The sequence below is a fragment of the Rahnella victoriana genome (genome assembly GCF_021276285.1).
GTDB lineage: Bacteria > Pseudomonadota > Gammaproteobacteria > Enterobacterales > Enterobacteriaceae > Rahnella > Rahnella victoriana.
Genome location: NZ_CP089919.1, coordinates 3579349 through 3593298, shown reverse-complemented (window position 1 = coordinate 3593298; position 13950 = coordinate 3579349). Strand labels below are relative to the sequence as shown.

The following is a 13950-nucleotide window of genomic DNA, read 5'->3' as shown; positions in this document are numbered from 1 at the left end:
AGATTAAAAAAACGCCTCATTAAATCATGCAAAATATCGTAGTCTCAATTTTCACGCCATTTTGTAGTAACCGTTTATTACTTTGCTTCAACTCATCCGCTGTAATTTCATTGTTATTTACCACAATAACTCTACACTCCGAGAAGCGCCCAACGATGGCAGTATCATTAGCCTTTAAGATTGCAGGACAATTGATTATCACAACATCATAAATTTCCCGAACCTTTTCAATCATGGAGTGATAGGATGTTGACAATAACTTATCCGTAGAATATTTACTGATATTACCAGAGGTCATTACATCCAGATTATTGATATTGCTACTTTTTAGAATATCAGTTAACCCGATTTCATCATTAAGATATTCTGATAATCCGGATGTCGATTCAATGTCAAATACTTCTCCTAAAGAATCCGACTTAATGTCGTTGTCGATTAATAAAGTCTTTTTGCCCGCATTAGCGAAGACAATCGCCAAATTTGCGACAAGAACATTTTTGGCCCCACTAATTTGTGGTGTCGAAATGACAATCACGTTGTTGCTATTTTCAGCCATCAAATAGCTTAAATGGGTCCGTACTGTTCGAAGCGATTCTTCGAAGTCGGAATCCCTCTCTTCTAAAACATGGAGATATTTACCGGGTTCATTATTACGGATTTTTGGCAAGGAAACACCGGTGCTTACCGTCATGCCTAGTAATTCAATGTCCGAAGCATTTTGTAGATTTTTATTAATCAAAGCGCGTGTCAATATAAAACCAGAAGAAAGGATAACTCCTAATATTCCCGCAATGAGAACTATGGCTACACGCAGTATAGTTGTCGAACTATTTTCTTCAAATGCCGGATCAACTACTCTGACATCATTGATACTGGCCGATTTGATTAGTTCAAGTCTTTGCTTCTGGTTTTGAAGTTGAACATTAAGTTCCTGTCCAGTCAAGATTTCACGTGTTAGTCGCAATAGTATCTGCTGACCACTGCCAGGAAGTGCCGTAATTGCGGTATCATTTTGTGCCCCACCGGCTCCCCCTATTTCGTTATAACCATTATTACTGTTGATTTGATTAAGCGCGGTAGCAGCATCCTGGATTTGTTTTTGAGATAAAGATTTGCCTGTTCGCGTAACCTCGTTCAGCTCATTCAATTTCTTTTCTGCTAAATCTAAATCATTACTAACTTGTTCCAATCGTTGATTTACACCGACTAAACTTTGGTCAGCATCACTTATATTACGATTGTTTTTGTTTTGAACATAATCTCTGACAATGCTATCTAATAACTTGATTGTTTCCCCTTCATCATCACCCGTTAAAGTGAGCGTCAACAATCCACTATCTTTAGCTTGCTCAATAACATTCATTCTTTTTTGAATATTACTGATGACGTCCTCAAGATTATTTTTCTTCAGAATAAACTGGGATCCTGCAGGCGCATTTGTACCATTCAATAACATCGTGAAATTAGAATTTTTACTAACCTCACCAACAGTACCAGAGATGACTTCCTTCGAATTATATTGGACTTTATATTTTCCGTTCTCTTCAATGGTTAATAGCATTTCTTGATTAATGACTTCGCGCGGAACATCCAGTCGTGTTATAGTGATTTCAGGCTCATCGTCATTTTTAATCAATTTTGAGATTAGACCGCCGATTACTGGAATATGTTTTGGTTCAATGCTTATCGTTTTATTTAGCGTATTAACCGTTTTTTCAATTACATTTCGTGAAGTTATCCATTGTATTTCTTCTGCAGAACTCGACTTAGACACATACATGTCGTCCGGCAGTGTATTGATCTGGATAACAGAATTCACTTTGTAACTTGGAGCCAAGGTTGCTGCCGCTATAATCCCAAGGACCATAGCGACCGCACAACTGGTTATTATAATCCATTTTCTTTTAACCAGATGCGAGATTATCCTTCCGAGGTCGATCTCATTTACTTGATTATTCATAGAAGATGAATCAATAATATTTTTCGTCATTAGGCTCTCTAATTTAATTTTTTATTAAATGTTTAACTGTTCGAACTAAAATATTCTAATCGGCGATTAGAACTTCGACCATGTTAGTTTCATAGTAATACTACGATTGACATGAATATCAAACTCAAGTGTTTACTTCACCCTATTTAACCTTCAAAAGGGCCGCTAGCTTGGGTCTGTATGTAGCATCCTGATGGACTAAGGTGATTAGATTTCAGTTACCTTTTGGGCACGCTACCGCCCTTGGCTCATAGCAACCAATGCGCTTACAAATCCCTTCCCATGTTCATCCAGGGTGCAAAAATCTTACACATCCCGGTTCAAAATTTCAGCAATTCCCTTTGTCTAACAACGAATTTTATGCCAATGACGAAAAATTAGAACCGCATAACTCCTAAAAAGCATTTTTTCGGAGTGGGACTAAAAATCATATGTTTTCTAATAAATCACGCTTGATTTTCAATCGTGTTATGTCTTATTACAATATTTGATTATTTTTTATCCCAATACCTGTAAAATGAACAAGTTACTGTGAAAAAGCACAATCTATTGTAGCTCCGGGATGTTCCGGATGCTAATTTTTACCTAAATTTTTGTTCGAGATGTTCCCCCTTGCTGACCTTGCACTCTCCTCCCGATTTCGAGGTTTGATTTTTCTTTAGACGCAGGTCGTTCCTGCTGATTTAAATTTGAAATTTCACCCTCTCCCGCCCATTATTCAACGTGCGGCGACCGCCGTGTAACCAAAGGTGAAAAACGCAATATGGAATGGATCGCCGATCCGTCGATTTGGGCCGGGCTGGCCACCCTGGTCGTTCTCGAAATTGTTCTTGGGATAGACAATCTCATTTTTATCGCCATTCTGGCGGAAAAACTCCCACGCCAGCAGCGTGATAAAGCACGGGTTACCGGGCTTCTGCTGGCACTGGTGATGCGTTTGTTGCTGCTGGCGTCCATTTCCTGGTTATCAACTCTGACCCGCCCTCTTCTCAGCCTTCTCGGTCATCCGTTCAGTGCGCGGGATATGATCATGCTCGCCGGAGGCATATTCCTGCTCTTCAAAGCCACGATGGAACTGAACGAGCGGCTGGAAGGAAAGGATGAGGAGCAGAGTCACCAGCAAAGTGGGGCTAAATTCTGGCCCGTTGTGGCGCAAATCGTGGTGCTGGATGCCGTATTTTCACTCGATTCCGTGATCACCGCTGTCGGCATGGTGGAGCATCTGGCCGTCATGATGGCTGCCGTCTGTATTGCCATCGGGCTCATGCTGCTGGCGAGTAAACCGCTGACCCGCTTTGTGAACGCACATCCCACCATAGTCATTTTATGTCTCAGCTTCCTGCTGATGATCGGCTTTAGTCTGGTCGCTGAAGGTTTTGGCTACGCCATCCCCAAAGGCTATCTGTACGCGGCTATCGGCTTCTCTGTCATCATCGAGGGATTGAACCAGCTGGCGCAGTTTAACCGTAAACGTTTTTTATCCTCGCGCCGGTCTTTGCGTGAGCGTACGGCAGAGACGGTATTGCGTGTATTGCGCGGTAAACATGAAGAAGCTGAGCTGGATGCCCATTCTTCCAACCTGATCGCAGACAGCGCTAACGAAGAAGACGCAATTTTTAACCATCAAGAGCGCCATATGATTGAGCGCGTACTGGGGCTGGGACAACGGACCGTCAGCAGCGTGATGACTTCCCGTCATGACGTCGACAATCTGGAGCTTAATGATCCGCTCGAAGTGCTGACCCGCCAGATTGCCGAAAATCAGCACACCAGGCTGGTGGTGACGGAGGACAGTTCGACCGACGAACCTTTGGGCGTGGTGCATGTTGTTGATCTGCTAAGACAACAGCTTCTGCAGAATGAATTAGATTTGAAGGCACTGATCCGTCAGCCGCTGATCTTCCCTGAGCAACTTTCGCTGCTGATGGCCCTCGAACAATTCCGGCTGGCGAAAACCCATTTTGCCTTTGTGGTGGATGAGTTTGGTTCTGTCGAAGGGATTGTTACCCTGACCGATGTGATGGAAACCATTGCCGGAAATCTGCCGGAATCGGATGAAACGCCGGACGCCCGTCACGATATCCAGCAACAGGACGACGGCAGCTGGATTGCCAACGGCTATATGCCTCTTGAAGATCTGGTGATGTATATCGCGCTGCCGGTGGATGAAAAGCGGGAATACCATACCCTTGCCGGTCTGTTGATGGAATATACCCAAAGCATCCCGCAGGTTGGCGCACAGATAGAAATTAACCATTATCTGTTTGAACCGCTGGAAGTGAGCAGTCACCGTATATTGAAAGTGAAAATCACCCCGCCTAAAACCGAATCAGAAGACGATTACGAAGTCTGAGATGTTACGATTCGCCGATAAAAAAACGGGATGCCTTTGCGGGCACCCCGTTTAATCTTTTTGGTTTAAGAACAATTACTTATTCAGATATTTCTGCACATCATCGTTTTCTTTGCTGTCTTTCCGCTTGTCGATCCAGTTCTGAATAGCGCTGCGGGCACTTTGCTCAAGTGTTTTGCGCAGCACCTGATCGACCTGCAACTGATAACCCATTTGCGCCCACGGTCCGTAAACACGCAGCGGGATGTCGGTGGTTTTCAACGTATTGATCAGGTTACTGTCGCCTTTCCAGCCGCCGGTCACGCGGATCAGCAGGTTCATATCCACTTTCTGCGCGGCCAGATCAATCGTGCCATCGCCTTTTGCCGACACCATCGGCGACTGGCCTTCCAGATTACTCAGCGTCAGCTTGCCGCCGGCGAGTTCCCCTTCGGCTTTCAGGGTATCGATCTGGCTGTAATGCTCATAACGTTCAAGCCCCTGAACCTTATCGCTGTTGCGGGAGACCGCCTGCTGGATAAGTTGCTGGATATTCAGGCCATTCAGGCGTGCATTATCCATCGACAACTGGCCGTTGCCCTTCCAGCGACGGGCAAAATCGGCTGCTGACAATCCTTCGCCGTTCACCTCACCTTTCATGGAGAAGCTGCCGGTCAGCGCCTGCGGTAATCCATACGCGGTCAGCAGATTACCCAGTTCAATTTTATCGACGTCCGGGGTCATATGAACCCGGATATTTTTCCCGGTGGCATCCATATCACCCGGCAGGGAGAAATGTCCGTTGCCCATTGTCCCGCTGAACGTCGCGAGAGAGACCTTGCCTTGCCGGTTATCTGCGTTCAGCGCCAGATCGTGAATTTTCATTCCGCGATAGGTCAGATCCGCGACTTTCAACGCCAGACGCGCATTGAAAGCTTGCAGGCTGCTGAGGCCGTTAGGCTGCTCGTCCACATCGCGCGCAATAACAGGGGCTGATGTCATCGACTGAGCGGTCTGATCTGCCGGTTGTTCCGCAGCCAGCGGCTGCCAGCCGGAAAGTGCATCAAGGTCGAGTTTATCGGCATTTAAATTCAGCTGATAGTCCGCAATATCGCCGCCCAGCGTGGCAGACGCGGTGCCTGAAATCTGATTGTCATTCGCCGTCAATGCCAGCTGTTCCAGGGTCAGGGAATCATTATCACGCTCATAACGGGCCTGCATAGCGCCCTTACCCTGAATGCCTTTGACCGGAATATCGGCACCGCTGAGCTGATAGCTGAACTGACTGATATTGGCAGAGACAGCCTGAGGATAATGTTGCATATCCAGATCCGCCTTCATCGTAAAGGCAAGATCACGTTGGTTACGGTTGATGCGGGTGGAAAGCTGGATCGTTGCCTGACGGCTGTCGTCTTTTTCCATTTCCAGATTGATATCACGCACATTGATTTGCTCATCATCGCCGCGCTGCCAGATAAGCAGACTGTCGGCGACCGTGATCTTATCGATATCAAATTTCCATCCGGCGTCGATGCCGGTGGCCACAGGGGCAATCGGCGTCGGTGTGGAAGGCGCGACCGGCGCGTCCGGCTGATTCTCTTCAGTATCGGGCGTTAAACGGATCACCGCGTTTTTGAAGAGAACTTCTTTCACCGCAAGCTGATGAGACAGAAGAGGCCAGAGTTTGACATCCAGCCGCATGTTTTCAGCACTGACAACCGGTTCTTTAGCACCCGGTGCGGTCAGGGAGGTTTGTCCCGCAATGATGCTGAGCTGCGGCCAGACATGCCAGCGCAGGGATCCGTTAATGGCTAAATGATAGCCACTTTTGACCTCAACGCGTTCCACCATGTACTGGCGAAAATCATTGGGGTTGATCAGGAACACCAGCGAAGTCATGCCGGCAATGATAACCACCAGTAAAATCACCAGTGTTGTCAGTAGTCTTCTCATGCCTTCCTCACGTTTTTATCCCAATGAACGGATAAAAAACAGAATCAGTCTTTATCAATACGACTGGCAATTGCGCTTTGCTGGTCGCGGTATTTCGCGTCCTGACGGCTGTTGTACGGGCGCGCCGCTGAACCGGATAACGGTTCAAAACTCAGTGCACCAATCAACATTCCCGGGCGCAACGCCAGCGGAAGCTTACCTGAATTATAGAACTCCAGGACAATACGCCCCTGCCAGCCCGGATCAATACGGTGTGCAGTCACGTGCACCATCAGTCCGAGACGTGCCAGGGATGAACGTCCGTCCAGCCAGCCGACCAGATCGTCAGGAAGGGTGACAGACTCATAGGTGACCGCCAGCGCCAGTTCGCCCGGATGCAGGAAGAAAGCTTCGCCTTCCGGCAAGACAATCTCATCGCTCATCACTTTATCGAGCGCGGCGCTGACTTCATCTTTCGGGCCACTCAGGTCGATATAACCCGCGTTATGCCCCAGAAAAACGCGAAATCCGTTACCCAGACGCACATCTACCGTTGCGCCGTTAATTCGTTCAACCGGCGGACGGGGTGAAATGCCTAATTTGCCGCTGTCGAGCCAGGCTTCTATATCTCGGTCGCAAAGTCTCATCGTTTCTCCGGTATGGTTTTTACGGATTGTTCCGCGATTAATTGAAGAACTGGCTGATTTTCGCCTTGAGGATATCAATCGCAATCCGGTTTTTGCCGCCGCGCGGCACAATGATGTCTGCGTATTGTTTTGAAGGCTCGATAAATTGCAGGAACATTGGACGTACCGTTTTCTGATACTGCGCCATTACGGAGTCCATCGAACGACCACGTTCGTTAACGTCACGCTTCATGCGGCGCATCAGACAGATATCCAGCGGGGTATCAACGAAGATGGAGAAATTCATTTCATCACGCAAGCGCGCGTCGGTCAGGAGCAGGATCCCTTCCAGAATAATCACTTTCTTCGGTTTTAACGTCACTGTCTCAGGCAGACGCGTGTGCTCAATGAAGCTGTAGCTCGGCAATTCAATCGCCTGACCCGACTTCATGGCCTGCAAATGCTGGAACAGTAAATTATGATCCATCGCACTTGGATGGTCGTAGTTGGTTTTGACACGCTCTTCCATGGTCATGTGACTTTGGTCTTTATAGTAGCAATCTTCCGGGATCACCCCGATATGCTCATCACCCACCTGATCACGAAGTTCACGGTATAACGTACTGGCGATAAGGCTTTTTCCCGAAGCAGATGCGCCAGCGATACCCACGATGACACACTGATGGAATTTGTCAGACATAAAATTAAAGACCTGATTTGGAAGTTGGAAGGCAAGCACAAGGCATGTGCTTTGAACGCGCCAATTATAAGTACAAGACACTGCCCGATGCCAGCGTTAAGGCTGTGTAATCGCTGACATCAGGCAATAAATCGCGGAGTTGGGAGATTAAACGGCCCGGAATGCAATTTCTGTCGGGATGGCGTCGCCTTTCCAGAACAATTGTGACGCCACTTTTGCCGCCAGTTCGCGGTAAATCGTGGTGAATTCACTTTCCGGATTCGACACTACCGTCGGTTCACCGCGATCTAAATCTTCACGCAGTGAAATATGCAGCGGCAATTGCGCCAGTAATTCGCAGCGGTATTTCTCCGCCAGACGTTGCGCACCGCCGGTGCCGAAAATCGGCTCATGATGCCCGCAGTTGCTGCACACATGCATGCTCATGTTCTCGACAATGCCCAGAACCGGCACATGCACTTTCTCAAACATCACAATGCCTTTCATTGCATCCAGCAATGCGATGTCCTGCGGTGTGGTCACAACAACGGCACCGGTCACCGGAATGTTTTGCGAAAGCGTCAGCTGAATATCACCGGTACCCGGTGGCAGGTCGATCACCAGATAATCAAGATCCGGCCACAGCGTGTCGGAAAGCATCTGCATCAGGGCTTTGCTGGCCATCGGCCCGCGCCACACCATGGCGTTTTCATCAGTGACCAGATAACCAATCGAGTTGGTCGCCAGTCCGTGCGCCATAATCGGGGACATATGCACCCCGTCCGGCGAGGTCGGACGTTCGTCTTCGGTACCCAGCATATTAGGCACTGACGGGCCATAGATATCGGCATCCAGAATACCGACTTTGCCGCCCTCTGCCGCCAGCGCCAGCGCCAGATTCACCGCGGTGGTGGATTTACCCACGCCACCTTTGCCTGAACTGACCGCCAGAATATTACGGACACCTTTGATGCCGGGCTGATCGTTGGCCCGTTTCATCGTGGCGACATCGTGACGCAGGTTCCACTGAATCGCCGAAGCACCGGTAACCCGCAACAGTTCATTGCTGGTTTCTTCTTTTAATGCGTCAAATCCGCTGTTCCACACGAACGGCAACGTCAGATCGATGTGCAATACGTCGTCCATCAGTACGCACTGATGCAGCGCTTTCATCGCGGACAGGTCTTTTTGCAATGTGGAATGGCGGAAGGTGGCCAGTACGCCGGTCACGAGTGCGCGCAGCCCTGCGGGGGTGGTCTGCTGTGGGGATTGAGATGTCATCCCGGCTCCTTGAAAGGTGTTATCAGACTATGTATCTGCCTTTAAGCATAACAGAACACGCGTAAGGAGATCCCCCCGTTTGTTTACGCGGGGCGGCGGTTTCGGTTAACATCAATACCCCTGATTTCAACTACAGAAAGCAAGCTCTTACTATGGCTCAAGTCGCGAAAAAAATTTTGGTAACCTGTGCACTTCCGTACGCCAACGGATCCATCCATCTCGGTCACATGCTCGAGCACATCCAGGCTGACGTCTGGGTTCGTTACCAGCGAATGCGCGGCAATGAAGTGCATTTCATCTGTGCGGACGATGCACACGGCACGCCGATCATGCTGAAAGCGCAGCAACTCGGGATCAAGCCGGAAGAGATGATTGCCGAAATGAGCCAGGAGCATCAGAAAGATTTCGCCGGCTTCGGCATCAGCTACGACAATTATCACTCCACGCACAGCGACGAAAACCGTGAGCTGTCTGAGCTGATTTACGGTCGTCTGAAAGAAAACGGCTTCATCAAGAACCGCACCATTTCCCAGTTGTACGATCCGGAAAAAGGCATGTTCCTGCCGGATCGTTTCGTCAAAGGCACCTGCCCGAAATGTAAATCGCCTGATCAGTATGGCGATAACTGTGAAGTGTGTGGCGCGACCTACAGCCCGACCGAACTGATCGAGCCGAAATCAGTGGTTTCCGGCGCGACGCCGGTACTGCGTGATTCCGAGCACTACTTCTTCGATCTGCCAGAATTCAGCGCCATGTTGCAGGCGTGGACACGTTCCGGCGCGTTGCAGGAGCAGGTGGCGAATAAAATGCAGGAATGGTTTGAATCCGGTCTGCAACAGTGGGATATCTCCCGCGATGCGCCGTATTTCGGCTTTGAAATTCCGGATGCGCCGGGCAAATACTTCTACGTCTGGCTGGATGCGCCGATCGGCTATATGGGGTCATTCAAAAACCTGTGCGACCGCCGCAGCGATCTGAACTTCGACGAGTTCTGGAAAAAAGATTCCACCACCGAGCTGTATCACTTTATCGGTAAAGATATCGTTTATTTCCACAGCCTGTTCTGGCCGGCGATGCTGGAAGGCAGCGGTTTCCGCAAGCCAACCAACCTGTTCGTGCACGGTTATGTCACGGTTAACGGCGCGAAGATGTCCAAATCACGCGGCACCTTCATCAAGGCCAGCACCTATCTGAATCACCTGGATGCGGACTGCCTGCGTTATTACTACACGGCGAAACTGTCTTCACGCATCGACGATATCGACCTGAATCTGGAAGATTTCGTGCAGCGCGTTAACGCAGACATCGTGAATAAAGTGGTTAACCTGGCGTCACGTAACGCCGGTTTCATCGCCAAACGTTTTGACGGCAAACTGGCTGACAAACTGGCTGACGAAGCGCTGTACAAAACCTTCACCGATGCCGCTGAAAGCATCGCTCAGGCGTACGACAGCCGTGAATCAGGCCGTGCAATCCGTGAAATCATGGCGCTGGCTGACCTGGCTAACCGTTATGTCGATGAGCAGGCCCCGTGGGTGGTCGCAAAACAGGAAGGCCGCGACGCCGACCTGCAAGCGATTTGTTCAATGGGCATCAACCTGTTCCGCGTACTGATGACCTATCTGAAACCGGTTCTGCCTTCCCTGTCAGAGCGCACTGAGGCGTTCCTCAACTGCACGCTGGACTGGGACGCGATTGCGCAACCGCTGCTCTCGCATCAGGTGAATCCGTTCAAGGCGCTGTTTAACCGTATTGAAATGGATAAAGTGACCGCGATGGTTGATGCCTCAAAAGAAGATATCGCTGCCGCCAACGCACCGGCAACCGGTCCGCTGGCAGATGATCCGATTCAGGAAACCATCACTTTTGATGATTTCGCCAAAGTGGATATGCGTATCGCGCTGATCAAGAGCGCTGATTTCGTGGAAGGTTCGGACAAACTGCTGCGTCTGCAACTGGATCTGGGTGGCGAAACCCGTCAGATCTTCTCCGGTATCCGCTCAGCCTATCCTGATCCGAAAGCACTGGAAGGCCGTCTGACCATCATGGTCGCCAACCTCGCCCCGCGTAAAATGCGCTTCGGTATTTCTGAAGGGATGGTAATGGCAGCAGGCCCGGGCGGAAAAGACATCTTCCTGCTCAGCCCGGATTCCGGCGCACAGCCAGGTATGCAGGTTAAATAAAACTCATGACTGCTCCTCCCCCTGCGAAGGGGGAGGTTGGGAGGGGGTTTTACAGACTAAATTAAGGGTTGGAGAAAACTTCAGCTTATTTTTTTGACCTTAATACCCCACCCCGGCCCTCCCCTTCGCAGGGGTGGGAGCATAATCACTTCGGCCAGTTCGGCCACACGCTGCGCGGATACTCCCTGTCGATATCCGATTTCGCCAGCCCGATATCCTTCAGCTGATCTGCACTCAGCGCATGCAAAATCTTGCGACTGACGCGCCGCTCATTCCAGCCATGTACTGCGGCAAAAAACTGTTTCAACCATCCGGCCTTTTTCTGCGGCATCTGTACTGCCCGCTCATGCACTGCGATTTCTGCACAAACCCGTGTCTCACATCCGGCAAACTGCCGTTCTTCAATGATATTTTTCATATTCTGCTCCCGTTGACGACCTGACATCAGGATCTGACAACGGGCAAAAACATTACAGATTCAGTTTTTTTGTATTTCGACCATACAGATCTGGATCTGATGACAGATTCAGCGTTAGATTGTGTCCATCTGTACTGCTTTCTTTGCACAGGCGTTGAGGAAAAGATAATGAACCGTTACGAAAATCTGGCAAATGTTCTGAGTGATCGTATTGAACAGGGGCTTTATCCGGCGGGGATCCGTCTGCCTTCAGTGCGGGTGTTAAGCAGTGAACACGGCGTCAGCGTCAGCACTGTTCAGCAGGCGTACCGGGTGCTGGAAGAAAAACAGCTGGTGGAAGCCCGGCCGAAATCGGGTTACTTCGTGAAAGATTCCCGTATTCAGGCGGCCCTTCCGGCGGTTTGCCGCCCGACGCAGCGTCCGGTGGATATTTCCCAGTGGGATCAGGTGCTGGAACTGATCACTTCCCCGCATCGTCCCGGCGTCATTCAGCTCGGGCGCGGCTCGCCGGACGTGACTGCTGCCACGCTCAGGCCGCTCAGCCGCCTGATGGGGCGTGCCGGGCAGCATCAAAACCTCAGCGCGTTTCATTACGACAGCATTTACGGTTCAGAAGATCTGCGCGAACAGATTGCCCGCCTGATGATCGACAGCGGCAGCCATATGGATGCCAGCAATATTCTGATCACCACCGGTTGCCATGAGGCGCTGTCTATCGCCATCCGTTCGGTCTGCGAGCATGGCGATATTGTGGCAGTGGATTCCCCCAGTTTTCACGGCGCGATGCAGACCCTGAAAGGCTTTGGCATGAAGGCGCTGGAAATCCCCACCGACCCGGTGACCGGCATCAGTCTGGAAGCGCTGGAGATGGCGCTGGAGCAGTGGCCGGTCAAAGCCATACAGCTGACGCCCAACTGCAATAATCCGCTCGGTTACAACATGCCGGATGACCGCAAGAAAAGCCTGCTGCGACTGGCGCAACGCTACGATATCGCGATTATCGAAGACGATGTGTATGGCGAACTGGCCTATCAGTATCCGCGCCCGGCCACCATTACCTCGTTTGATGAAGATGGCCGCGTGCTTCTGTGCAGCTCGTTTTCCAAAACGCTGGCGCCCGGTCTGCGCGTCGGCTGGATTGCACCGGGTCGCTATCATGACCGCGCCCTGCACATGAAATACATCACCACCGGCGCATCCGCCACCCTGCCGCAAATCGCTATCGCGGACTTCATCAAACAGGGGCATTACCTGCAACATATGCGGCGGATGCGTAATCAGTATCAGCGAAATCTGTGCACCATGACCGACTGGGTGATGAAATATTTCCCCTGCGGCTCGCGGGTCAGCCGTCCTCAGGGCGGATTTTTGCTGTGGATCGAACTCGATGAACGTGTGGATACGCAGCGCCTGAACCGGTTGCTGGAAGAACATTTCGTGCAAATTGCCATCGGTTCGATATTCTCTGCCTCTGGCAAATACCGCAACTGCCTGCGCATCAACTATGCCCAGACGCTGACGGCCAAAACTGAACGTGCTGTCCAGCAGGTGGGCATGACGATTTCACAAATGCTGGAAAACTGCTAAACGTCATCCGGAGAGACTTTTACCGTGCAGATAGAACCGTTACCGCCGCTGAACACACTGGTGGCTTTTGAATGCGTGGCGCGTTATTGCAGTTTTTCGCGGGCTGCCGATGAGCTGAATCTGACTCAGAGCGCCATCAGCCGCCAGATTATCCAGCTGGAAGACATGCTCGGCTGTAAGCTTTTCCAGCGCGCCCAGCGTAAAACCACGCTGACACCGCGCGGTGAAACCTATGCGCAGCAGGTACGTAAACTGCTGGGCGATATTTCGCAATCCACCGCGGAAGTCATGGGCTGGAACGGCCTGCCGCAGGTTACGCTGGCCTGCACCAGCGCCATGAGCGGGCTGTGGCTTTCGTCCCGCCTCTCCTCTTTGCGCCAGTTACTGCCTGACCTGCAAATCCGCATGAAGATTTCTGACAGTTTTTCAGACCTCAAGTCATCAGAATTTGATCTGGCTATTTTCTATCTCCGCGAGCCACCGTCCGGCTATCACGTTCAGGCCCTGTTTGATGAAGTGTGTTATCCGATGTGTTCGCCGGAATTTCTTACCCGGCTTCCGCCGGACGCGTCTGCGGCTGATCTGCTCGAACAGACGTTGCTGATCCAGGACGACCCGCAGCGGGAATGGACCGGCTGGCGCGACTGGTTTGCCTCACAGGATGTCAGTTTCGTGACGCCACGCAGAACCTGGCGTGCCAATAACTACCCGTTTCTGGTGCAGTCGGCGGTACTGGGGGATGGAATTCTGCTGGGCTGGGAAGGACTGGTACAGGATTATATTAACAACGGCCAGTTAGTCGCCGCACACCCCGGAAAACTGGCCGCCGCCGGAAAATGCTACATGCTGACCCCGCAGGACAGATTCCTGAAACCGGTGGTGCACAAAGTGATTAACTGGCTGAAACAGCCATAATAAACGC

10 protein-coding genes are annotated in these 13950 nt (G+C 50.6%); 4 read left to right on the top strand and 6 right to left on the bottom strand.

All coding sequences use genetic code 11. The features are described 5' to 3' along the window. Positions 1-19: 19 nt before the first annotated feature. The gene (locus J9880_RS16625) at positions 20-1990 is read right to left on the bottom strand and encodes a polysaccharide biosynthesis tyrosine autokinase (protein WP_119822370.1); all 1971 of its coding nucleotides are present in this window, start codon (positions 1988-1990) and stop codon (positions 20-22) included. 763 nt (positions 1991-2753) lie between these two features. On the opposite strand from J9880_RS16625, the gene J9880_RS16620 reads away from it, so the two are divergent. Then, positions 2754-4343: a TerC family protein gene (locus J9880_RS16620; RefSeq protein ID WP_095922356.1), complete on the top strand. Its 1590-nt coding sequence runs from the start codon at positions 2754-2756 to the stop codon at positions 4341-4343. Positions 4344-4418: 75 nt separating this feature from the next. Here J9880_RS16620 and asmA read toward each other — a convergent pair whose 3' ends face one another. The 4 genes from asmA to apbC form a co-directional block, all read right to left on the bottom strand. Further along, positions 4419-6275, bottom strand: coding sequence for an outer membrane assembly protein AsmA (gene asmA, locus J9880_RS16615; protein WP_232769640.1), 1857 nt, complete (start codon positions 6273-6275; stop codon positions 4419-4421). 44 nt (positions 6276-6319) lie between these two features. Continuing rightward, positions 6320-6901, bottom strand: a complete 582-nt coding sequence (gene dcd / locus J9880_RS16610; protein ID WP_095922358.1) for a dCTP deaminase — start codon at positions 6899-6901, stop codon at positions 6320-6322. 37 nt (positions 6902-6938) lie between these two features. Continuing rightward, entirely contained in the window at positions 6939-7580 is a 642-nt protein-coding gene (gene udk / locus J9880_RS16605) for a uridine kinase (protein ID WP_013575064.1), read from the bottom strand. A 147-nt stretch (positions 7581-7727) separates the two neighbouring features. Further along, positions 7728-8840 carry an iron-sulfur cluster carrier protein ApbC gene (gene apbC, locus J9880_RS16600; RefSeq protein WP_095922359.1) on the bottom strand — a complete coding sequence of 371 codons (1113 nt, stop codon included), beginning with the start codon at positions 8838-8840 and terminating at the stop codon, positions 7728-7730. A gap of 152 nt (positions 8841-8992) precedes the next feature. Between apbC and metG the strand changes: the two genes are divergently transcribed. Continuing rightward, positions 8993-11023, top strand: coding sequence for a methionine--tRNA ligase (gene metG / locus J9880_RS16595; protein ID WP_095922360.1), 2031 nt, complete (start codon positions 8993-8995; stop codon positions 11021-11023). A 145-nt stretch (positions 11024-11168) separates the two neighbouring features. Here the strand turns inward: metG and J9880_RS16590 are convergent, their stop codons facing one another. Beyond that, positions 11169-11441 (bottom strand): DUF1127 domain-containing protein, encoded by a 273-nt coding sequence (locus J9880_RS16590; RefSeq protein WP_095922361.1) that lies wholly within the window; start codon positions 11439-11441, stop codon positions 11169-11171. Between the two features lie 168 nt (positions 11442-11609). Between J9880_RS16590 and J9880_RS16585 the strand changes: the two genes are divergently transcribed. Next, entirely contained in the window at positions 11610-13028 is a 1419-nt protein-coding gene (locus tag J9880_RS16585) for an aminotransferase-like domain-containing protein (protein WP_095922362.1), read from the top strand. Positions 13029-13052: 24 nt separating this feature from the next. Further along, positions 13053-13943 (top strand): LysR substrate-binding domain-containing protein, encoded by an 891-nt coding sequence (locus J9880_RS16580; RefSeq protein ID WP_095922363.1) that lies wholly within the window; start codon positions 13053-13055, stop codon positions 13941-13943. The last annotated feature ends 7 nt before the right edge of the window (positions 13944-13950 follow it).

Coding starts and splice junctions, on each gene's coding strand:
- J9880_RS16625 (WP_119822370.1), bottom strand. CDS start 1,990: ATGACGAAAAATATTATTGATTCATCTTCTATGAATAATCAAGTAAAT.
- J9880_RS16620 (WP_095922356.1), top strand. CDS start 2,754: ATGGAATGGATCGCCGATCCGTCGATTTGGGCCGGGCTGGCCACCCTG.
- asmA (WP_232769640.1), bottom strand. CDS start 6,275: ATGAGAAGACTACTGACAACACTGGTGATTTTACTGGTGGTTATCATT.
- dcd (WP_095922358.1), bottom strand. CDS start 6,901: ATGAGACTTTGCGACCGAGATATAGAAGCCTGGCTCGACAGCGGCAAA.
- udk (WP_013575064.1), bottom strand. CDS start 7,580: ATGTCTGACAAATTCCATCAGTGTGTCATCGTGGGTATCGCTGGCGCA.
- apbC (WP_095922359.1), bottom strand. CDS start 8,840: ATGACATCTCAATCCCCACAGCAGACCACCCCCGCAGGGCTGCGCGCA.
- metG (WP_095922360.1), top strand. CDS start 8,993: ATGGCTCAAGTCGCGAAAAAAATTTTGGTAACCTGTGCACTTCCGTAC.
- J9880_RS16590 (WP_095922361.1), bottom strand. CDS start 11,441: ATGAAAAATATCATTGAAGAACGGCAGTTTGCCGGATGTGAGACACGG.
- J9880_RS16585 (WP_095922362.1), top strand. CDS start 11,610: ATGAACCGTTACGAAAATCTGGCAAATGTTCTGAGTGATCGTATTGAA.